Here is a 20,471-nt window from a genome sequence, read left to right on the forward strand (position 1 = left end):
CTTGCCGCTCTCCGATCCCTCCTCACCCCGGCCACCCCGGCCTTCCTCGCTGCTGCGCCAGTGCCTGCTGGCGCAGCGGCGCACCCTGGCCGCCGCCGTCGTCTCGGCCGTCGTCAGGCAGGTCGCGCTGCTGGCCATCCCCTGGTGCGTGCAGCGCGCCGTCGACGACGGCATCTCCCGCTCCGACGTCGGTACCACGATCACCTGGGCGCTGGCCGTCCTGGTCGCCGCCGCGGTCCAGTGGGCCGGGCTCGCGGGCTGGCAGTGGTGGGCGAACCTGGCGGACGCCCGGGCGGGCGTCACCCTGCGGCACCGCCTGGTCCGGCACGTCGCCGCGCTCGGCGACGACGACCTGGCCGGGCGGGGCGGCCGGGGCGACCTGGCCATGAGCGTGACCCGGGACGTGGACCTGGTGCGCATCTGGGTGCACGGCCTGACCACCTGGGCGGTCATCGCCACCACGTTCGCGGTCGTGCTGCCCGCACTGGCCACGCTCGAACCCGTCCTGCTCTACGTGACGCTCGCCATGATCCCGCCGTTGATCCTGGTCAACGTGGTGTTCTCCCGCAGGTTCGAGCCCGCGCTCGCCGAGTTGTCCGACGCGCACGCCTCCCGCGCCGACGCCGTCGCGGACCTGCTGACCGTCGGCGGCGCGCTGCGCGGCCTCGGCGGCGCCGACGTCCTGCTCGGCAGGCACCGCGCGCACAGCGCCCGCGTCACGGAGACGACCATGCGCGCCGCCCGGATCTCGGCGACCTGGTCGGCGCTCGGGCCGATGATCCCCCGCCTGGCGGTGGTCGCCGGAATCGGCTTCGGCGGCATGGCGGTGCTCTCCGGAGACCTCACCGTCGGCGGCCTCGTCGCGTTCACCACGTGGATGGTCACGCTCACCCTGGCCGTCGGCGTGGCCGTCGAACGCTTCGCCGACCGGGGCCAGGCCGTCGTCGCCGCCCGCCGCATCGCCGAGGTCCTCGCGCTGCGCCCGGCGCTCGACCGGCCGGCCGACCCCCTCCCGCTGCCCGCGGACGCCGTTCTCGCCTGCGAGGACGTGACGGTCGTCCGCGACGGGCGGCGGGTGCTCGGCCCGCTGTCGCTTTCGGTGAAGCCGGGGGAACTGCTGGCCGTGACCGGGCCGAGCGGCTCGGGCAAGTCGACGCTGCTGCGGCTGCTGTGCCGTCGCGCCGACCCCTCGGAGGGGACCGTCTCCTACGGCGGCCTCGACCTGCGCGCCGCCGACCCCGACGAGGTGGCCGCGAGTCTGGTCCTGGTCTCCCAGCGGCCCGTGCTGGTCTCCGGGACCGTCGCCGACAACCTGCGGCTCGGCCGTGACCTGGACGAGGACGACCTGCGCGCCGCCTGCCACACCGCGGCCATCGACCTGCCCCTCGACGCGGAGGTCGGCGAGCGCGGCGGGGCCCTGTCCGGCGGCCAGGTGAAACGGCTCGCCCTCGCCCGCGCCCTGCTCGGCCGCCCGGCCGTGCTGCTGCTCGACGACGTCACCTCCGCCCTCGACGAGACGACGGAGGCGCACGTCCTGGATCGGCTGCGCCGCTGGTCGCCGCGGACCGCCGTCGTCTTCGTGACCCACAGGGCCGCGGTCGCGGACGCCGCCGACCGCGTGCTCGACCTCACCGGAGCGGAGGTCTCCCATGGCTGAGGTCGTCATGCTGTCCGACGAGCCGTCCACCAGGAGGCTGCTGCGCCGCGCCTGGCCGTACCTGCGGCCGCACTCGGGCAGGATCCTGCTCGCGCTGCTGCTCAGCCTGGCCGAGAGCGCCGCGCTGGTCGCCCTGGCGCCGTTCATCGGCCTGGCCGTCGAGGCGCTGACCGAAGGCGACCGCGACCGGCTGCTCACGGCCGTCGCGCTGCTGGCCGGGCTCGTCGTCGCGCAGGCGCTGCTGGCCAGGTTCGCCGCGACCACCCTGGCCGACGCGGGAGAGCGGGTCGCCAGGGAACTGCGCGAGCGCGCCGCGGAACGGCTCGCCGGGGCGCCGCTGCGCTTCATCGAGGCGCACCGCGACGGCTCGCTGCTGCAGCGCGCCACCGGGGAGATCGCCGAGCTGGCCATGTTCGTCCGCACCGCGCTGCCGAACCTGCTCGGCGTCACCGCGACGCTGGCCTTCACCGCCGTCGTGCTGCTCGGTTACTCCTGGCCGCTGACCCTCGTGGTCGTCGCGGTCTTCCTGCCTCCGGCGCTGCTGATCACCCGCTGGTTCGCCAAGGACGCCGGTCCGGCGTTCGGCGCGCACGCCGGGGCGGAGGCGACCATGGCGGGCACCTTCGCCGAGACCCTCGACGCGCGTGAGGAGCTGCGCTCCGCGGGCGGCATGCCCGCCTGGATGGCCCGTTTCGACCGGGACAACCTGGCCGCCCTCCTCACCCAGCGCCGCACGGTCGTGGTGGAGAACCGGATCGGCGCGATCACCCTGGTCGAGGGGGCGGCGATGGCCGTGCTCCTCGCCTTCGGCGCCTGGCTGGCCGCCGGAGGGCATCTGAGCGTCTCCACCGCGGTCGTCTTCGTGCTGGCCGGACGCAACCTGTTCGAGGGGTTCGGCGACCTGTCCCAGCTCGCGGGGGAGATGCAGACCGTGAGGGCCGGGCTGGCCCGCCTGCTCGACCTGCTGTCCGCGGGCGCCCCCGAGCCGGGCGGGAACCGGCCGCTGCCCGCCAGGGGGGAGCTGCTGGCCGAGGAGGTCACCTTCCGCTACGAGGACGAGACCGAGGTGCTGCGCGGGGTCTCGGTGCGTTTCGCCGAGAACGCCCACGCCGGGCTCGTCGGGGAGACCGGATCGGGCAAGACGACCCTGTCCAAACTCCTCAGCGGCCTCTACCGCCCTGACTCTGGGCGGGTCACCTTCGGCGGCGTCGATCTCGGCGAGGCCTCGCCGGAGGAGGTGCGCAGACGCATCGCGCTCGTGCCGCAGGAGGTCCACATGGTCTCCGGCTCGGTCGCCGACAACCTCGCCCTCGCCAGGGGCGAGCCGGGACGCGCCGAGATGGAGGCGGCCTTCGAGACCCTGGGGATCGGCGCGTTCCTCCGCGGGCTGCCCCGAGGGCTGGACACCCCCGCCGGGGACCTGTCGGCGGGGGAGAGGCAGATCCTCGGGCTGGTCAGGGCCGTGCTCGCCGACCCGGCCGTGCTCATCCTCGACGAGGCGACCGCGGACGTCGACCCGGTCACCGCCCGCAGCCTGGAGACGGCGCTCGCCCGGCTGCGCGACGAGCGCGCGCTCATCGTCATCGCCCACCGTCCCGCGACCATCGAGCTGCTGCCACGGCTGGTCGGGCTGCGCGCGGGCGCGCTCGACCCCCGGTACGAGAACTGACCGGGGCCGCCCGTGCCCGGGTGACGGGCGGCCCCGACTTGACGTGAAGGAAACCTGACTCTTTACTTAGGTTTGCCTTACCTAACAATAGTGATCCAGGAGACGCGGGATGCATCTCACCAGGGCCGTTCTCGGCCTCCTCACCGCCGGGCTGGTCGCCGTGACCACCGCGTGCGGTCCCTCCTCTGCCCCCTCCGCGGGCTCGGCGAGCGACCCCTCGGGGGCGCCCGCCGCCACCAGGACCGTCCAGACCGTCCACGGTGCCGTCCAGGTCCCCGCGGAGCCCAAGCGGGTCGTCTCCCTGCTCAACACCACCGCGGCCGTCCTCGAACTGGGCATCACCCCCATCGCGGTCCTCCAGGAGGCCGAGAGCGACTACTCGCCCGAGGACTGGGCGAAGGTCAAGGCCATCCCCGTCATCGGGACCGACGAGACGTCGATCAACTACGAGCAGCTCGCCCAGCTCCAGCCCGACCTCATCGTCAGCACCCAGCGAAGGGAGGAGGACTTCGGCTACGACAAGCTCAGCGCCATCGCGCCGACCGCCTTCTTCGTGACGGAGAACCCGGCCGACGTCCGCAAGGCCCTGCCCGAGATCGCCGACGCGCTGGGCAAGAAGGACGCGATGGCCGGGAAGATCGCCGAGTACGAGGCGAAGATCGCCGAGATCAAGTCCAAGTACTCCGCCGTCCTGGAGAAGACCACCTGGGACTACGTCGAGGGCGGCCCCGAGGGCTTCGTCGCCAACTCCCCGGTCTCCTGGCCCGGCCTGTTCATGGAGGAGACCGGCCTGAAGTTCTCCAAGGTCGCGACCGACGAGCGCGCCAACCGCGGCGTCCGGCTCTCCTACGAGCAGATCTCCCGCTTCAAGGACACCTCCGTCCTGCTGTACGGCGCGCAGCCCGACGGCGGCGTCGACCCCGCGACACAGAAGCTGCTCGACCAGGGCTCGTGGAAGCTGCTGCCCGCCGCGAAGGAGGGGCACGTCTACCCGATCAAGTACGGCTACCAGTACAGCTACAAGGGCGTCCTGGAGATCGTCGGCCAGCTTGAGGCCATCCTCGCCAAGCTCGCCTAGGCGACCGTCAGTTCACGAGGACGTTCACCGGAGCGTTCACAAGGAGGAAGAGGACCGAGTGGACCTCCCCTTACCATCGGTGACCCGCACCGCGACGGCCGCCCGTCCGCCGCGATCGGGGAAGGCGCCGTCATGACCGCCGGGGAGGGCGTCGGACTCCTGGCACCCCCGCCGGTCAGGCCGAAGGGAGGCCGGGCGCGCGGCACGGCGCTGCGCTCCGCGGGCGCGCTGCTGGCCTTCCTGCTGCTGGGCCTGGCGGTGCTCGCGAGCCTGGCCATCGGCTCGAAGGCCATTCCGGCCGGAGACGTCGTCAGGCTCCTGCTGCACCCGGACAACTCGGACGCGGCCCACGTCATCCACGACCTGCGCGTCCCCAGGACCCTGCTCGGGATCGGGGTGGGCGCCTCCCTGGCCCTGGCGGGCGCGCTCATGCAGGCGCTGACCCGCAACCCGCTGGCCGACCCCGGCATCCTGGGCGTCGAGGCGGGCGCGGTCATCGCCATCGCGGCGGCCATCGGCCTGTTCGGGCTGCAGGACCTGGGGGGCCTCGTCTGGTTCTCCTTCGCGGGCTCGGCCGCCGCCGCGGTCGTCGTCTACCTCATCGGCTCAAGCGGGCGCTCCGGCGCCACCCCCGTACGGCTCGCCCTGGCCGGGACGGCGGTCAGCGCCGCCCTGGCCTCGGCGACCCAGGCGATCGCGCTGACCGACCCCGAGGCCTTCAAGCAGTACCGCTACTGGGGGACCGGAGCCCTCAGCGGCCACGACATGACGGTCGTGACCAGGACGGTCCCCTTCATGGTCGTCGGCCTGATCGTGGCGATGTCGCTGGGCAACTCCCTGAACGCGCTCGCGCTCGGCGACGACGCGGGGCGCGCCCTGGGAGTACGGCCGGGCCGTACCCGGGTGCTCGGTGTCATCGCCGTCACCCTGCTGTGCGGCGCGGCGACCGCGGCCGTCGGGCCCATCGGGTTCGTCGGCCTGGTCGTGGCGCAGGCCGCCCGGCTGGCGGTCGGCCAGGACAACCGCTGGGTGCTGCTGTACTCGGTGCTGCTCGGCCCCGTGCTGCTGCTGGTGTCCGACATCGTGGGCCGTCTGGTGCTGTGGCCCGCGGAGCTGGAGGCCGGGGTGGTCACCGCCTTCGTCGGCATGCCGGTCTTTCTCGCCCTCGTCCGCCGCAGGAGGATCGCCCAGCTGTGAACGCGCTCAACACCACGAGGCGCCCCGGATTCACGGTCACCCTCCCCGGGCGTCGCGCCTCCTTCCGCGTCGGCCTCCGGGTCCTGCTGATCGGGGTCGTGCTCGCGGCGGCCGTGATCACGCTGACCGTCCTGGCCATCGGGACCGGGCAGTACCCGATCGCCCCCGCGGACGTGCTGCGCGCCCTGGCGGGCAACGGCCAGCGCGCCCACATGTTCGTCGTCGAGACGCTCAGGCTGCCGCGCGTGCTGACCGGACTGCTCGTCGGCGCGGCCCTCGGCCTGGCGGGCGCGGTCTTCCAGAGCCTCACCCGCAACCCGCTGGGCAGCCCCGACATCGTCGGTTTCACCACGGGCGCCGCGACCGGCGCGCTCATCCAGATCATCGTGCTCGGCGGGGGGATGGTCGCCGTCGCGGGCGGCGCCCTGGCCGGGGGCCTGCTGACCTCCCTCGTCGTGTACCTCCTCGCCTTCAGGGACGGGGTGCAGGGCTACCGGCTGATCCTGGTCGGCATCGCCGTCAACGGGGGACTGGTGGCGACCAACATCTATCTGATCGCCCGCGCCGAGTTCGCCGACGCCCACGTCGCGGCGACCTGGATGACCGGCAACCTCAACGGGCGCGGCTGGGGCCATGTGAACCTGCTGGTCGGCACGCTCCTGGTCCTCGTCCCCGTCACGCTGGCCGTCGGCAGGCGGCTGAAGCTGATGGAGCTCGGCGACGAACTGGCGACCGCCCTGGGCGTGCGGGTGGAGAGCTCCCGGCTCTGGCTCATGCTGCTCGGGGTCGCCCTCACCGCCGTGGCGACGGTCGCCTCGGGGCCCATCCCGTTCGTCGCGCTCGCCGCCCCCCAGCTGGCCCGCAGGCTCGCCAGGTCCGCCGCCCCCGTCCTGGTCCTGTCGGGCCTCATGGGCGCACTGCTGCTGGTCGCCGGGGACATGGCCGCCCAGCGCCTGCTGGCCCCGACCCAGCTTCCCGTCGGGGTGATGACCGGCTCCCTCGGCGGTGTCTACCTGGTCTGGGTCCTCGTCTCCGGCTGGCGCAAACGCTGACCGGCCGGGTCTCCTGTACGGCCCGCGCCAGGGCTGGGGGTCCGCCGCGCGGGCCGTACAGGTTCCTTCACAGAAGTCACCCGCGCGGCCGGTTCCCCGGCGCTTTCCGACATTTTCCGGTGTTTTCCGGGGGCGGATGGGAAATGTGGCCGCTCCGCGACTTCATCAGATTCTCCCGAGGGGCCGTCGCCTTCAGGTGACGGGGGAATCGGGAGCGGGAGGGCCGGCAAGGCCCGAGCGTGCATCGACCCGCCTGGTCTGTTTCCTGGTTTTGTCGGTGCCGGTCGATACCGTGACGGTGTCGTTGCCGAACGTGATGGGGGTGGGGTGTGCGCAGGTCGTTTAAGTTCCTGTTGCGCCCCACTCGTCACCAGGAGATCGCGCCGGCGGCGTGCCTGGAAGACCACCGCACGCTGTACAACGCCGCTCTGGAGCACCGCCGCACCGCTTACCGCAAGGCGGGCGTCACGATCCGCTACGGCGAGCAGTCGGCCGATCTGAAGCACATCCGGGCCGACGACACCGGTGGGCAGGGCCGGTGGTCGTTCTCCTCCCAGCAGGCTACCCTTCGACGGCTCGACAGGGCGTTCGCCGCGTTCTTCGACCGCGTCAAAGCGGGCCGCACGCCCGGTTTCCCGCGGTTCAAGGGTCGGGGCCGGTTCGACACGGTGGAGTGGCCCAGGGACGGTGACGGCTGCCGGTGGGGCTCCCAGCCCGAGCACCCCACCGCGGCGTTCGTGCGCCTTCAGGGTGTCGGGCATGTCCGGGCGCACCGGCACCGGCCGGTCAAGGGCCGGGTGAAGACGATCGGCGTCAAACGGGAGGGCGGCCGCTGGTATGTGGTGCTGTCGTGCGACGACGTGCCCGCCGAACCGCTTCCCGCCACAGGTGCGGCGGTCGGCATCGATTTGGGCGTCGCGTCGCTGGTGACCACCTCCGGCGGCGAGCACGTCGCCAACCCGCGCCATCTGGCCGCGACCGCCGATCGTCTCGCGGACGCGCAGCGGGCCCTGGCCCGTAAGAAGCGCGGCTCGCGGCGGCGCCATAAGGCGGTCGCCCGTGTCGCCGCCCTGCACGGCAAGGTCCGCCGTCAGCGCCTCGACCACGGGCACAAGGCCGCGCTCGCCCTGGTCCGCACTTACGACGTGATCGTGCACGAGGACCTGCGGATCGCGAACATGACCCGCTCGGCCGCGGGCACAGTTGAGAGGCCCGGCCGGAACGTCGCGGCCAAGTCCGGGTTGAACCGGAGCATTCTGGACGCGGGGGGGTGTTCCTGACGATTCTGTCGTACAAGGCTGAAAGTGCCGGTCGAGAGCTGATCGCGGTGAACCCCGCCCACACCTCCCGCACCTGCGCCGCCTGCGGGCACCGCGCGAAGGAGAACCGCCTCACCCAGGCCGAGTTCGCCTGTACGGCGTGCGGTCACACCGCGCACGCCGACGTGAACGCGGCGGTCAACATCTTGAGGGCAGGGCTTGCCCTTCGCCGGGCCGCGCGAGCGGTTTAGCGAGAAGCCGCTCCCTTCAGGGAACGGAGGAGTCACGAGGAAGCTGATGCGCCGGGTTACCGGACGCCGGGTCAACCGGCAGGCGTGGCGTGTTTGGTAGATCCCCCACCGGCCGCGCCGGGCCCGACGGTCCGGTGCGGTCCCCGGCTCACAGGAGGCGCGCGCGTGCCGCACGTGGACGAGACGCTGTCGGCGTACGAGGGCATCGCGCCCCGCTACGACGAGCTGAACGCGCGGACGGACACCGCCGGGCTGGTGGCGCGCTACGTCGAGATGGTGGACCGGTACGGCCCCGGCGGACGGCGGCTGCTGGACGCGGGCTGCGGAACCGGTCGCAGCAGTGTGGCCTTCCGCGAGCGGGGCTTCGAGGTGACCGGCTACGACCTGTCCCCGGCGATGGTGGCCGCGGCCCGGCGCCGCCCCGGAGCCGAGGGGATCCGGTTCCTGGTGGGACGGCTGCAGCGACCCCCGCCGGGACTGACCGGCTTCGACGCGGTCACCTGCGTGGACGTGTCGATGACCTACCTGACCTCCGAGGACCAGCTGTGCCAGGCGATGGCGGCCGCGCGCGACCAGCTCACCGAGGGCGGGGTGCTGGTCTTCGACATGAACACCGTCGGTTACTACCGGCGTGTGTTCGGCGCCCCCACGGTCGTCGACCGGGGGACCGGTACGTGGCGTGGTTCGCGGAGTCCCCGCCCATCGAGGCCGACGCGGTGGTGGTCACCCGGTTCGACCTGTTCGAGCGGTCGGGCACGACCTGGCGGCGGGTCTCGATGCGGCACGTGCAGCGGCACCACTCCGACCGGACGGTACGCCGGGCGGCCGAACGGGCCGGACTGCGCGTCGTCGCCACCCGAGGGCTGGTGGAGACCTCGGCGTGGGAACCGGCCGACGAGGAAGGCCACGACCGGATCCTGTACGTGGCCCGCCGCCTCGGCTGAACCCCGCCGGTCCGCCTGTCCGGCCCTCGGCCGCCACGGTCACTTCTCCACCCCGGTGCTCATGATGCCGCGCACGAACGTGCGCTGGAAACAGATGAAGAGGATCACCGGAACGGCGATCGTCATCATGGCGCCGGCCTGGATGTAGGCGGGTTTCGTCGAGTACAGGCCGTTGAAGGCGGCCAGGCCCACCTGCAGCGGCTGGAGCTCGGGTCGTCCGGAAAGGTAGACGAGCGGGGTGAAGTAGTCGTTCCAGGTGTAGACGAAGTTGAACAGGATGACGGCGGTGATCGCCGGCCACGCCTGCGGCACGATCACCGAACGCAACGTGCGCAGCGGTCCGGCACCGTCGATCGAGGCCGCCTCGTCCATCTCACGCGGGATGGTCAGGAAGTACTGCCTCAGCAGGAAGACGCTGTAGGCGTTGGCGAAGAAGGTCGGCACGAGCAGCGGCAGCCAGGTGCCGACCCAGCCGATCTGCACGAAGATGGTGTACGTCGGGATCAGCGTCACCGCCGTGGGCAGGAAGATCGTGGCGATGAGCAGGGTGAACAGCGGTCCGCGGCCGGGGAAGCGGAACCGGGCGAAGCCGTAGGCGACCAGCGTGCACGACAGAACGGTCCCGATCGTGCTGATCACCGCCAGCGTGATGGTGTTGAGCAGCAGCCGGGGGAAGTCGATCAGCCTCCAGACCGCGGCGTAGTTCGACCACTGCGGCGCCAGGACCCAGCTGGGTTCGAGGGTGCGCCAGGAGCCGCGCCAGACGACGGTTCCCTTCTCGGGAGCCGCCGGGTCGAGGAACTCGCTCTCGGCGCGCCCCTTCTTCACCAGGGCGAGTTCGCGGACCGCGCCGTCGACCGGCACCCGGTACACGTCGTACTGCCGGCCCTCGTGGGTGAAGGTGCGCGGGTCGGACGGCAGCAGCGGCGCGTGCGCCTGGCTGACCTGCCGCTCGCTCTTCAGCGACGACAGCGTCATCTGGACGAGAGGCGACAGGAACGCCACGACGATGCCGAACATCACGATCGTCATCAGCGCCGTCCGGATGCGGCGGGCGGCGTACGGGGTCACCGGGTCACCTCTCACTCGTGTAGTGGACCCAGTGCCTGGACAGCCGGAACAGCACCAGGGTCACGACAAGGGTGATGACGAACAGCAGCCACGCCAGCGTCGAGCCGTAGGACATCTCCTGATAGGTGAAGAAGGTCTGGTACAGGTAGAGATTGAAGAAGCGGGTCGCGCCGCCGGGGTCGCCGCTGCCGTCGAAGAGCACCAGCGGGATGAGGAAGTACTGCATGACCTCGACGACCGCGAGGATCATCGTGTAGAAGATCACCGGCGACATCATCGGGACCGTCACGTGCCACAGCTGGCGCCACCATCCGGCGCCGTCGAGCCGGGCGGCGTCGTACAACTCGGTGGGGATGCCGCGCAGCCCCGCCAGGTTGATGATGATGCCCGAGCCGAGCCCCCACAGGCCGATCATGACGAGCCCGGGGATCACCCAGGTGGGGTCGCTCAGCCAGCTCGGCGCGCCGCCGACGCCGAGCCGGCGCAGCGCGGTGTTGATCCATCCGTCGTCGACCAGCATGTTCTGCCAGATCAGCGCGCTGGCCACGAACGGCACCACGTACGGCATGAACAACAGCACCCGCAACAGCCCGGTGCCGCGCACGTACCTGCTGTTGACCGCGACCGCGAGCAGGAACGGCAGGACGACGACCAGCGGCAGCCAGAGCAGGGCGAAGCGGGCGGTCACCCACAGCGAGGCCCACGCCTGCTGGTCGGCGAAGAGCCGCTGGTAGTTCGCCAGGCCGACGAACATGAGCGGCTCCCGCTCGGACAGCGAGATGTTGAGGAAGGTGAAGACGAACGTGGCCGCCATCGGAACCGCCGTGAACGCGAGGAACCCGATGATCCACGGAAGGACGAACAGGAGTCCGTACCGGGCCTCCCTGCGGGCCACCCGGGACGTCACCCAGGATGCGGTCTCGCCCCTCATGAGCGGTTCCACACGTCCTGGATCTCCTCGCGCATCGCCTTGAGCTGGGCGTCCATGTCGAGCCCGCCCTGGGTCATCCAGCGGCTCCTGTAGGTGCCGAGGATGGTGAGCGTCTGGTTGTACTTGGGCGTGTACGACTCCGAGTGGGGGTTGTCGGCGAACGCCACGCTGTCCTTGGCGACCTGCCAGTCGACCTTGTTGGGGAACTGCCCGGCCAGCTTGGCGAAGAAGGCGTCCTGGTCGGCGGTGCGGGCGGGCATCGCGCCGTACGAGGAGAGCAGTTCCTGGGAGGCCGGGCCGACCAGGTAGCTCAGGAACTCGAAGGCCTCGGCGGGGTGCTTGCTGCCGGCCAGGATCCGGAAGGTGTCCGCGCTGGTGGGTGAGGTGGTCCTGCCCTTGTAGGAGGGCATCGCGGCCAGGTCCCAGTCGTCGCCCGCGCCCGCCACGCCGTAGGTGGACCACAGGAAGTTGACGCTCATCGCGACGTGCCCGGAGAAGAAGGCGGCACCGTCCCCGTTGAACTGCTCGGTCTGGAAGACGGGGCCGGTCATGATGAACCGGTCCTTCCACATGCCGTCGTAGAAGAAGCGCCAGGAGTCGGCCCAGGCGTCGGGGATCTTCACGGTCTTGCCGTCGCCCGTGTCCAGTGATCCGGCGGCGAAGGCGGCGCCCTGGTAGCGCAGGTCGTCACGGGCCGGTTCGAAGCCGTACTGCACGATCTGGCCGGGGTCGAAGCCCTCCTGGGTCGCGTCCTTGCCGTTCTTGTCGACGGTGAGCTTGAGGGCCAGCTCCCTGAGCGTGTCGTAGTTCCACTCGCTCTGGCGGCCGTCGGGCCAGGTGTACTTCTCGCCGTACTTGTGCGGCGGCTCGGCCAGGCCGGCCTCCTCGAACATGTCGGCCTTGTAGTACAGGGTCGAGGGGTAGATCGCGAACGGGATGCCCTCCTGCACGGAGCCGATCCGGTAGAGGTCGGCGCTGCCCTTGGCGTACGGGCTGAGGTCGAAGCCGCTGGACTTGATGAGCGGGGCCAGGTCGAGCCACTGGCCGTGGAAGGCGGCGGCGCCGCCGACCCCCACGGGACCGGCGAGGTCGGGTACGTTGCCCGAGGCGAGCTGGGTGGCGAGTGTGTCGCGGGCGGAGTCGTAGGTGACGACCTCGAGCTTGACCTTGATCCGGCGCTGGGAGGCGTTGAACCTCTCGATCACCTTCTGCTGGGCCTTGACCTGTTCGGCCTGCTCACCGGTGCCGAGGCAGCAGTACCAACGCAGTTCGACGGCGGCGTCGTCACCGCCGGGAGGGGCGTCCGCTCCGCAGGCGGCCAGCGTCGTGGCCAATAAGATCGCGGCCAGGGTGTGCCATAACCGATTCATGTGTCTCTCCCTAGGCTGGGGGGTCCGGGGGGCGGGTGATGGAGAGCTCAAAAGAGAGGCGGGCTCTGTCGCCTCTCACGTAACTGCGGGTGAACTCGATGGGCTCGTCGCCGGGGCCGAAGGCGACCCCCTCGACGAGCATGGCGGGGCGCTCCACGGGCTGGTCGAGCAGCCGGGCCTCGTGGGCGCGCAGCCGTACCGGCTCGATGACCTCGCGGGCGCGCACGATCCTGGCGCCGTAGTGCGCGCCGAGCAGGCTGTAGAGGGAGTTGCGCTCAAGATCGTGGTCGAGCAGCCCGGCGAAGCGGCCGGCCGGTAGGTAGACCTGCTCCAGGATGAGCGGCTCACCGTTGGCGATGCGCAGACGTTCGAGGTAGATGACCTGCGCGCCGGGGGCCAGGGCCAGCGCGGCGGCGACCATCTCTCCCGGCATCTCGATCCCGGAGGCGACCAGTCTGGTGTCCGGGTCCAGGCCGTGCATGTTCATCAGGTCGGCGAAGCTCTGGCTGGTGCCCAGGTCGACCTCGAGCCGGGAGTGCTGGACGAACGTGCCGCGCCCGCGGGTGCGCTCCAGACGGCCCTCGCGGGCCAGTTCGGCCAGGGCCCGCCGTACCGGGATGAGGCTGCATCCGTAGCGGCGGGCCAGCTCTCTCTCCGGCGGCAGACGGTCTCCCGCCTGCCATTCCCCCTCGTCGAGCGCGGCGCTCAGGTCCAGGTAGACCTGGTGGTGGAGGGGGATCGGACCGGCCTCGAGCCGATAGCGGGCCATCGGGAGTTCGCTTCCTTCCGAAATCTGCCGAGCGGTTGATTGCTTATAATGTTGTCAGCAATACTGATCACGGCCGCTACCTCTGTCAAGGCGGCACCCCCCGAATCAGAGGCAGGTAGAAGGCGTGACGGAGTCACCCCGAACCCAACCGGCGCCCTGGCGAGTGGCGCTGACCTTCGACGTCGAGCACGGCGACCATCCCGCCCACCCGGACGGCACCCGCCACGTGCTCGAAACGCTCACCGAGCGCGAGGCCGTGGGGACCATGTTCATCCAGGGACGCTGGGCCCAGGCGAACCCCGCGCTGGCCAAGGATCTGGCCGCCCACGGTCACCTGATCGGCAACCACTCCCACCACCACGCGCCGATGAGCTGGCTGTCGCCCAAGGCCTTCGACCAGGACGTACGGCTCGCCGAACGCGCCATCCGCCGCGCCACCGGCCACGACCCGAGCCCCTGGTTCCGCTGCCCGTTCGGCGACGGCAGCGAGGACCCGGCGATCCGGTCCGCGCTGGACCGGCTCGGCTACCGGGAGACGAGCTGGCACGTGGACCCGTTCGACTGGCGCGGCAAGGCCACCGGGCCGGGCGTCGCCCGCCTGGTCGTCGAGGAGGCCGTCGCGCACGGCGACGGCGCCGTGGTGCTGCTCCATCCGTGGACCAAGGCCACCGGCCGCGCCCTGCCGCTGGTCATCGACGGTCTGCGCGCGGCCGGTGCCCGCCTCGTTCGCATGGACGAACTCGCATGAACCGCCCACCGCGCCTGGCCATCGCCGGGACCGGCTACATCGCCGACTATCACGCACGCGCCGTCGCCGGTGCCGGCGCCGACCTGGTCGCCGCGGTCAACCACCGGCCGGAGTCCCTCGACGCCCTGGCACAGCGGTACGGCATCGCCCGCCGCTACCTCGACCTCGACCGTCTCCTGGCGGACGGCGACGTGGACGGCCTCATCGTGGCCACGCCCAACTCCCTGCACGCAGAGCAGGCGGTCAAGGCGCTGCGGGCCGGGGTCTCGGTGCTGCTGGAGAAGCCGATGGCGCTGAGCGTCGCCGAATCCCTCGCCGTCGCCGCCGCGGAAAGTCCGCGTGCCCGGGTGATGCTCGCCCACTGCCTGCGTTTCGACGAGCAGGTCGGCTGGCTGCGCGACCTGGTGCGCGACGGGACGCTCGGCAGGCCCGTCCACACCACCGCCTACGCCGTCCACGCCGGGTTCGGCCCCGAGGGCTGGTTCACCGACCCGGCGCTGGCGGGCGGCGGCGCGCTCATGGACCTCGGCGTCCACGCCGTCGACGTCACCCGCCACATCCTCGGCGACCCCCAGCCCGTCAGCGTGAGCGCGCACTGCGGGACGCACTACCGTGACTTGCCGGTCGACGACACCGCGATCCTCACGATCGTCTGGGACAACGGGGTCACCTCCGGCGTGGAGGCGGGCTGGTGGCATCCGCACACGCCGGGCCCGACGGGGAGCGTGCGCGTGTCCGGCACCGAGGCGTACGCGCAGACCTTCCCCGGCACGCTGGTACGGGCCGGGGAGCCGAGCGCGGAGACGTTTCCCGGCGAGCTCACCGAGGCGGCACTCCAGCGCAGATACGACGCCCAGATGCGTGCGTTCCTGGACACTCTGGCCGGGGCCGACCCCGTGCCCGGCGCACCGCACGGCGTCACCTCGATGCGGATCATCGAAGCGGCGTACCAGAGCGCCGCCCACGGGCGGACCGTACATCTTGGGAGGGACCGATGAGGTCGTTGTTCGTGGAGTTCCCGGGTCCGGGCGAGGTGCGGGTGGCGCATGAGGACGTCGCCCCTCCGGGCCCCGGCGAGGTGCTGTGCCGTACCACGCTGTCGCTGATCAGCCCCGGCACCGAACTGGCCTGCCTGCGCGGGGAGTTCGACCCGGGCACCAACTGGGAGGAGTGGGTGCGTCACCCGTTCCGGCCCGGGTACAGCATGGCCGGGGTCGTGGAGGCGGTCGGCGAGGGCGTCACGACGCTGCGGCCCGGCGACCGTGTGCAGAGCTACGCGCCCCACCAGGAGTTGGTCACCCTCACCGAGCGTGAGGCCCGGCCGCTGCCCGGTGGCGTGACGGACGAGGAGGCGGTGTGGGTCCCCCTCGTCGTCACCGCGGCGGCGGGCGCCGCCAGAGCCGCGATCACCCTGGGCGAGACCGTCGTGGTCCTGGGGCTCGGCCCGGTGGGTCAGCTGGTCGTCCAGTACGCGGTCGCGCACGGAGCCTCCCGCGTCGTCGCCGTCGACACCGACGCCAGGCGGCTCGACCTGGCGCGGACGAGCGGGGCGAGCGACCTGCTCGCGGCCACTGCGGCCGGTGCTCTCGCCGCCGTCGCCGATCTGACCGGTGGCCGGTTCGCCGACGTGGTCTTCGACGTCACCGGCAACCCCGCCGTGCTCTCCCAGGCGGTACGGCTGGCTCGCACACTGGGCCGGGTCGTCCTGCTCGGTGACACGCCCACGCCGTCCCGGCAGATGCTCGGTCCCGGTGTGGTCAGCAACTCGCTGACCATTCTCGGGGCGCACGCCGACCTCGTCTCCGACGACCCGTCGGCGGGTCCGCTCAACCGTGACGCGGTGACCGAGCTGTACTTCCGCCGCCTCGCCTCGGGAACGTTCAGGACCGCCGGAATGATCTCCGAGCGGGTGTCCCCCGTGGACGCGGAGTCCGTCTACGCGCGCCTGCGAGACGGCGGAGCTCCGGCCGGGGCGCTCTGCTTCGACTGGACCGACGTCAAGGAGGAACGGTGACCGTCGAGATCGCGGTCGTCGGCGGCACGTAGACGCCGCAGCCGATCGAGGCTTCGCCGCACGGCACGGCAGCCGGCCGATCGGGAACGGCTGGAGATCGTCGGCGGGCTCTCCAGGAAGGCTCCGGCTCCTCTCGCGGTGAGGAACCGGAGTCCGGCAACGGCGCGAGCGTGCCGTCGATCTGCTCGGGGTGCGGCGGCGCCGAGTACTGCAGCTGCCCGCCCTCGCGGTGGGGCGGCATGACCATGGTCCGGGCGACGCGCGCGGCGCACCGGGCCCTCTGGTCGCCGCGGAACACTCGGCCCGGCGATCACGGCCGTCAGGCCGGCTGCGTGACGACAGAGCAGAACACGCCGGCATATGTGTGGTCCGCCGTCCAGGACGCCCCGGTCCGCGGACTCTTCCCCGGCATCCGTCTGCGGTCGCACCGCCGTGCCGACCGGCGGATCGGTCCGGCCGTACCTCAGGTCTCCGGGTCGGGGCGCTGGTGAATCCGGAAATAATGCATGACATGCTTCACGCCTTCCCTGAGAAAAGCCAGTGGGACCTGCTGGTCGAGCATGAGCTGGGTGAGTGGTTCAGCTGCCAATGGGTGGACACCGAAGACGTCGATGAGATCGCCCGGCGCCTGCGCGTCGATCCGGATTCGGGCACGCCGTGTGACTTCGAAACGGCCATGCGATCATATGAAACCGACCCGAACACATTGATCGTCTGGGTGGGAGAGCACTCGCCGGGCTGGTCCACCGTTCTCACTCTGAGTGGTGTGACGGTGCCGCCGAAGGCGATGGAAGCGCTGAGCGCGGGGAGACGCCGCGTTCTCGAAGCGTTCTTCGTAGAAGTGGCCGACCCGGGTAAATTGCTCTACACCCGCGATGGTGAATACATCGGAGAGGTGTTCCCTCCCTCCTCGCGGGGAGGATGGACAGAGGTCCCTGAATTCGAGGCGTACACGAGCGGACTGGAGCTCCACGGTGCCATGAGCGACGCCGAGGTATTTGACCGCTGTCTGTGCATGATGGGACGGATAACAGGGCGGTTCGTCGACCGGGAATGGTTCACGTCGATCCGGACCCTCTACCGCATTCCCGAGGGGACCTGGGAGGAATCCCGGTGACGCTCCCGAACCGGAAACCCTCCATGAACCCCCTCCCCGCCGAAAACCAACTGCGCGTCCTGAAGGAATACGGACTCCATGACTCCTTCATGGCCAACTGGGTCAGCGTCGAGGACGTTCACGAGGTGGCCCGGCGGCTGCGAGTCGCAACGGAGACGACAGTCGCGTGCGACGTGCGGGCCGCCGTGAGCTCGCCCGACCCCGGGGGCAGGAAGCCGCGGCGAGCCTGGATCGTCCGGCTCGCCCCCGGCTGGTCCCTGGTCGTTTATCTGGACGGTTGGATGCCGGATTCGGATCCGCTCAGCCTTGACGGACAGCGTGTTTTCGACGTCTCGTGCATCAGCGGCATAGAAGAAATCGAAGAGCTCTTCTACACGCGTGACGGGGTGAGCACGGGCACCGTCTACGACGAGGAGGAATACCGCGTCCACTGGGACGACCTGCTGTATGACCTCGATTCTACGGATGGGCGGCTGGAGGAGTATCTGACCATCATGGGAAGAGTCGCCGGCCGTTTTCTCGACCGTGACCTCTTCTCCTCGCGAGGGCTGCTGGTTCAGCTCCCTCTGACGGACTGAATTCGACGAACCGATCCCGGTGGCGCCCGGATGGTACGGGTTCCGGCCGGGTCGGTGAGGTCGGCCTGCGTTCGGGGCCGGGGTCAGGCGGCCCGGTCGGCGGCGGTCAGGGAGGCGATCAGCTGGGATCTGGCGCGGGCGACGCGGGAGCGTACGGTGCCGACCGGGCAGCCGATCAGTTCGGCGGCCTCGCCGTACGGCACCCCGACCAGCTGGGTCAGCACGAAGGCCTCGCGGCGTTCACGCGGCACCCTGGACAGCAGGTCGGCCAGGGCGACTCCGTCCTCACGTCCGGGGAGCCCGAGGGGCTGACGGCGCTCGGCCGCCGACTGCCAGTCCGTGAGGTCGGCGAGGAGCGGGCGGCGGGCCGCGGACCGGAAGCGGTCGATGACGACCCGCCGGGCGATGGACAGCAGCCAGGTCCGGGCGGAGGAGCGACCCGCGAAACGGGGCAGGGCGAGCAGGGCCCGTACGAAGGTCTCCTGCGTCAGGTCCTCGGCCGCGTGCGTCCCGGCCAGATGGGCGACGAACCGCAGGACGTCCGGGTAGACGGCGCGGGCGAAGGCCTCGACGGTGTCGGGCGTCCCCGCACGGGCGGCCAGCGCGAGCGCCGTCACCTGCTCGTCGGGGAGCCCGGAGGAAACGGAGGCGACAGAAGGGCCGGAGGCGGCGGAGGACTCGGACAAGCCGAGGGGGGCGGGGGAGGCGGCGGGTACGGCAGGAGGCATGGGGTTCCTTCGATGCTGGTCGAGACGGGCCGCGGGCGTCAGGACGTGCTCGCCGGGCGGGTCGATCGACGGCTTGAGGGGGATCCGGCCGGGTGAAAGGGCATGCCAGAGGCGGGGGCGGACGGGTCCGGGCACGGTGAGCCGCCCGGACACGTCCAGGCGCGGCGGGAAGCACCCCGGACGCGGGGGCGGGGCGTGCGCCCGGCTACGAGGAGCCGGAACACGCCCGGGCGTGACGCGCGGGGCGCCCCGCACCCGGCTGTGACGCGCGGGCCGGGCCGTGGACGGGCTCGGCGGCGGCGTCGGTACCCCGGCTCGGGTGAGGGAAGCGGGGCCACTTGGTCACGGGGCCGGGGAAGGCGACCGGGGAGAGCACCTGACCACGGAGGACCCAGGAGGCCGTCCGGCCCCGGAAGGTCGGGAAACGCCCGATCACGCAGGAGCGGGGAGCGCGCCGGTCATGGAAGGGCGGGAGGACCTCCGGTTGTGAGGGCGGGGAGGACGCCCGGGGCCGTGGGGGCTCAGCCGGCGAGGGCGGGCAGGGGCGGGCCGCGGCGCCGTACCGCGGGAAGGACGTCCCGCCCGCCGTACGGCGTGGCCTCGTGGGTGGTCACCGGCCGCCGGACAGGGGCGACCACCTCGGCGGGGACGGTGAGGAGCAGCCGGATCACCGGCAGGCGGCGGCCGTACAGGCGGATCATCAGCCACACCGCGCTCTCACCGCGGTACAGCCACCAGCCGGTGCCCAGCGCGACGGCCAGGTGGACCGCGGTCATGCCGGAGGTGGGATGGCCGTGGTCGCCGAGGATCGTGGTGTGCGGCCCGTGCGCGGCCCGGCTGAACAGCTCGTGCAGCAGGAGCTGCACGCCGCCCGTGGCCGTGAGCACCACCTCGGGACCGCGTTCACGACCGCCGAGCGGGTAGGCGACGCAGAAGGAGACGACGACGCCGAGGACCCCCAGGAACGGAGGGACGAGACCGCCTCCGGCCAGGGCGTGGCCGCCCGCGGAGACCACGGTGCACAGCGTCGCGAAGACGATGGCACGTGGCACGCGAAGCGCCGACGCCGCGAGGGTCACACCCGACATCCTGACATCCGGGTGGCCCGCCGAGAAGGCCGTGATCGTGGATCACAGCCTTTCTCTCCGGAATCGCCCCACTGAATCCAGATTTATCGGGCATAGGGCTATAGAGGCCCACAAACCTACCGTCAGGAGGGGTGACGATGACGAGAACGGAGACAGGCAGGACGGTCCGGGACCTGATGCACCCGGACGCACGGTGCGTCGGTGAACACGACAGTCTGCGTACGGCCGCGCGGATGATGCGCGACCTGGACGTGGGCGCGCTGCCGGTCTGCGGGGACGACGACCGGCTCAAGGGGATCATCACCGACCGCGACATCGTGATCAAGTGCTGCGCAGAGGGCGGGAACCTCGACGAGACGACGGCGAGCGAGCTCGCCCAGGGGCTGATCTGGATCGACGTCGAAGGCAGCGTCGACGAGGCGCTGACCATGATGGAACGGCACCGGATCAAGCGTCTGCCCGTGATCGAGAACCACCGCATCGTCGGCATGATCAGTGAGGCCGACCTGGCCAAGGGCCTGCCCGACGACAGGCTCGCCGAGTTCGTCCACCAGGTCTACGGACGGCGGTGAACCGGGGCCCGCCCGCCGGAGCCCGTGAGGGTGACGGCGGGCGGGCCGGTCCGTGCGCCGGGCTCCCTCACCACGAGGTCGGGCCGGTCAGCTGGGCGATGTCCGCCGAGGTGACGCTCATCAGCCTGCCGGACAGGTCGGCCAGCGCCCTGGCGGCGGCGAGCTCGTCACCGATCTCGGCCACCGGATCGTCGGACGGGTTGCGGCGCGCCCGGCCGATCCCGGCCAGTTCCCCGGCGCCCGCGACGGGCAGGACCGCCCTGGCGAAGGTCTCGTCGCCGTCCTCGGTGATGGAGACCCGTACGTCCCACTGCTTGGATCGCATGATCTGAACCCCCGTTCTTCGTGACGGTGGCGGCGCCCGCCCTCCGGGCGCGA

The 20,471-nt window shown here is 71.5% G+C and carries 21 protein-coding genes; 14 read left to right on the forward strand and 7 right to left on the reverse strand.

Annotation, left to right across the window (positions count from 1 at the left end; all coding sequences use genetic code 11):
• Position 1 precedes the first annotated feature (1 nt).
• From ACFYY8_RS05625 to ACFYY8_RS05660, 8 genes are all read left to right on the forward strand, one after another.
• Positions 2 to 1,657 (forward strand): ABC transporter ATP-binding protein, encoded by a 1,656-nt coding sequence (locus ACFYY8_RS05625; RefSeq protein WP_390037469.1) that lies wholly within the window; start codon positions 2 to 4, stop codon positions 1,655 to 1,657.
• Positions 1,650 to 3,326, forward strand: a complete 1,677-nt coding sequence (locus ACFYY8_RS05630; protein WP_390037471.1) for an ABC transporter ATP-binding protein — start codon at positions 1,650 to 1,652, stop codon at positions 3,324 to 3,326. Before ACFYY8_RS05625 ends, ACFYY8_RS05630 begins: the two co-directional genes overlap by 8 nt.
• Positions 3,327 to 3,435: 109 nt before the next feature.
• Positions 3,436 to 4,404, forward strand: coding sequence for an ABC transporter substrate-binding protein (locus tag ACFYY8_RS05635; protein ID WP_390037473.1), 969 nt, complete (start codon positions 3,436 to 3,438; stop codon positions 4,402 to 4,404).
• A gap of 132 nt (positions 4,405 to 4,536) precedes the next feature.
• A complete protein-coding gene (locus tag ACFYY8_RS05640) occupies positions 4,537 to 5,601 on the forward strand; it encodes a FecCD family ABC transporter permease (protein WP_390037475.1) in 1,065 nt (354 codons plus the stop codon).
• Positions 5,598 to 6,653: a FecCD family ABC transporter permease gene (locus ACFYY8_RS05645; protein ID WP_390037477.1), complete on the forward strand. Its 1,056-nt coding sequence runs from the start codon at positions 5,598 to 5,600 to the stop codon at positions 6,651 to 6,653. Before ACFYY8_RS05640 ends, ACFYY8_RS05645 begins: the two co-directional genes overlap by 4 nt.
• A 329-nt stretch (positions 6,654 to 6,982) precedes the next feature.
• Positions 6,983 to 7,933, forward strand: a complete 951-nt coding sequence (locus ACFYY8_RS05650) for an RNA-guided endonuclease InsQ/TnpB family protein (protein WP_390037479.1) — start codon at positions 6,983 to 6,985, stop codon at positions 7,931 to 7,933.
• Positions 7,924 to 8,163, forward strand: coding sequence for a zinc ribbon domain-containing protein (locus ACFYY8_RS05655; protein WP_390037481.1), 240 nt, complete (start codon positions 7,924 to 7,926; stop codon positions 8,161 to 8,163). The genes ACFYY8_RS05650 and ACFYY8_RS05655 overlap by 10 nt, the downstream gene beginning before the upstream one ends.
• Positions 8,164 to 8,328: 165 nt before the next feature.
• Entirely contained in the window at positions 8,329 to 9,255 is a 927-nt protein-coding gene (locus tag ACFYY8_RS05660; protein ID WP_390037483.1) for a class I SAM-dependent DNA methyltransferase, read from the forward strand.
• Here the strand turns inward: ACFYY8_RS05660 and ACFYY8_RS05665 are convergent.
• The 4 genes from ACFYY8_RS05665 to ACFYY8_RS05680 are packed head-to-tail and all read right to left on the reverse strand — an operon-like array spanning position 9,147 to position 13,248.
• Positions 9,147 to 10,178 carry a carbohydrate ABC transporter permease gene (locus ACFYY8_RS05665; RefSeq protein ID WP_390037485.1) on the reverse strand — a complete coding sequence of 344 codons (1,032 nt, stop codon included), beginning with the start codon at positions 10,176 to 10,178 and terminating at the stop codon, positions 9,147 to 9,149. The genes ACFYY8_RS05660 and ACFYY8_RS05665 overlap by 109 nt on opposite strands.
• 4 nt (positions 10,179 to 10,182) lie before the next feature.
• Positions 10,183 to 11,109 (reverse strand): carbohydrate ABC transporter permease, encoded by a 927-nt coding sequence (locus ACFYY8_RS05670; RefSeq protein WP_390037487.1) that lies wholly within the window; start codon positions 11,107 to 11,109, stop codon positions 10,183 to 10,185.
• Complete coding sequence (locus tag ACFYY8_RS05675; RefSeq protein ID WP_390037490.1) at positions 11,106 to 12,479, reverse strand: ABC transporter substrate-binding protein; 1,374 nt, start codon at positions 12,477 to 12,479, stop codon at positions 11,106 to 11,108. The genes ACFYY8_RS05670 and ACFYY8_RS05675 overlap by 4 nt, the downstream gene beginning before the upstream one ends.
• A gap of 10 nt (positions 12,480 to 12,489) precedes the next feature.
• The gene (locus ACFYY8_RS05680; RefSeq protein ID WP_390037492.1) at positions 12,490 to 13,248 is read right to left on the reverse strand and encodes a GntR family transcriptional regulator; all 759 of its coding nucleotides are present in this window, start codon (positions 13,246 to 13,248) and stop codon (positions 12,490 to 12,492) included.
• Positions 13,249 to 13,372: 124 nt separating this feature from the next.
• On the opposite strand from ACFYY8_RS05680, the gene ACFYY8_RS05685 reads away from it, so the two are divergent.
• The 5 genes from ACFYY8_RS05685 (at position 13,373) to ACFYY8_RS05705 (ending at position 17,705) form a co-directional block, all read left to right on the forward strand.
• On the forward strand, positions 13,373 to 13,996 hold the full coding sequence (locus ACFYY8_RS05685; RefSeq protein WP_390037494.1) for a polysaccharide deacetylase family protein: 624 nt from the start codon (positions 13,373 to 13,375) through the stop codon (positions 13,994 to 13,996).
• Complete coding sequence (locus tag ACFYY8_RS05690; protein ID WP_390037496.1) at positions 13,993 to 14,994, forward strand: Gfo/Idh/MocA family protein; 1,002 nt, start codon at positions 13,993 to 13,995, stop codon at positions 14,992 to 14,994. The genes ACFYY8_RS05685 and ACFYY8_RS05690 overlap by 4 nt, the downstream gene beginning before the upstream one ends.
• A complete protein-coding gene (locus tag ACFYY8_RS05695; protein WP_390037498.1) occupies positions 14,991 to 16,010 on the forward strand; it encodes a zinc-binding dehydrogenase in 1,020 nt (339 codons plus the stop codon). Before ACFYY8_RS05690 ends, ACFYY8_RS05695 begins: the two co-directional genes overlap by 4 nt.
• Before the next feature lie 511 nt (positions 16,011 to 16,521).
• On the forward strand, positions 16,522 to 17,127 hold the full coding sequence (locus ACFYY8_RS05700; RefSeq protein WP_390037500.1) for a hypothetical protein: 606 nt from the start codon (positions 16,522 to 16,524) through the stop codon (positions 17,125 to 17,127).
• Entirely contained in the window at positions 17,124 to 17,705 is a 582-nt protein-coding gene (locus ACFYY8_RS05705) for a hypothetical protein (RefSeq protein ID WP_390037502.1), read from the forward strand. The genes ACFYY8_RS05700 and ACFYY8_RS05705 overlap by 4 nt, the downstream gene beginning before the upstream one ends.
• Positions 17,706 to 17,788: 83 nt before the next feature.
• Here the strand turns inward: ACFYY8_RS05705 and ACFYY8_RS05710 are convergent, their stop codons facing one another.
• On the reverse strand, positions 17,789 to 18,433 hold the full coding sequence (locus ACFYY8_RS05710; RefSeq protein ID WP_390037504.1) for a sigma-70 family RNA polymerase sigma factor: 645 nt from the start codon (positions 18,431 to 18,433) through the stop codon (positions 17,789 to 17,791).
• A gap of 521 nt (positions 18,434 to 18,954) precedes the next feature.
• Positions 18,955 to 19,512 (reverse strand): hypothetical protein, encoded by a 558-nt coding sequence (locus ACFYY8_RS05715; protein WP_390037506.1) that lies wholly within the window; start codon positions 19,510 to 19,512, stop codon positions 18,955 to 18,957.
• A 146-nt stretch (positions 19,513 to 19,658) separates the two neighbouring features.
• Here ACFYY8_RS05715 and ACFYY8_RS05720 point away from each other — a divergent pair, with 146 nt between their 5' ends.
• Positions 19,659 to 20,093 carry a CBS domain-containing protein gene (locus ACFYY8_RS05720; RefSeq protein WP_390037508.1) on the forward strand — a complete coding sequence of 145 codons (435 nt, stop codon included), beginning with the start codon at positions 19,659 to 19,661 and terminating at the stop codon, positions 20,091 to 20,093.
• Positions 20,094 to 20,160: 67 nt separating this feature from the next.
• Here ACFYY8_RS05720 and ACFYY8_RS05725 read toward each other — a convergent pair whose 3' ends face one another.
• Positions 20,161 to 20,418, reverse strand: coding sequence for a dsRBD fold-containing protein (locus tag ACFYY8_RS05725; RefSeq protein ID WP_390037510.1), 258 nt, complete (start codon positions 20,416 to 20,418; stop codon positions 20,161 to 20,163).
• Positions 20,419 to 20,471 lie beyond the last annotated feature (53 nt).

Origin of the sequence: Streptosporangium sp. NPDC001559, assembly GCF_042893955.1 — a bacterium.
In the GTDB taxonomy this organism is placed as follows: domain Bacteria; phylum Actinomycetota; class Actinomycetes; order Streptosporangiales; family Streptosporangiaceae; genus Streptosporangium.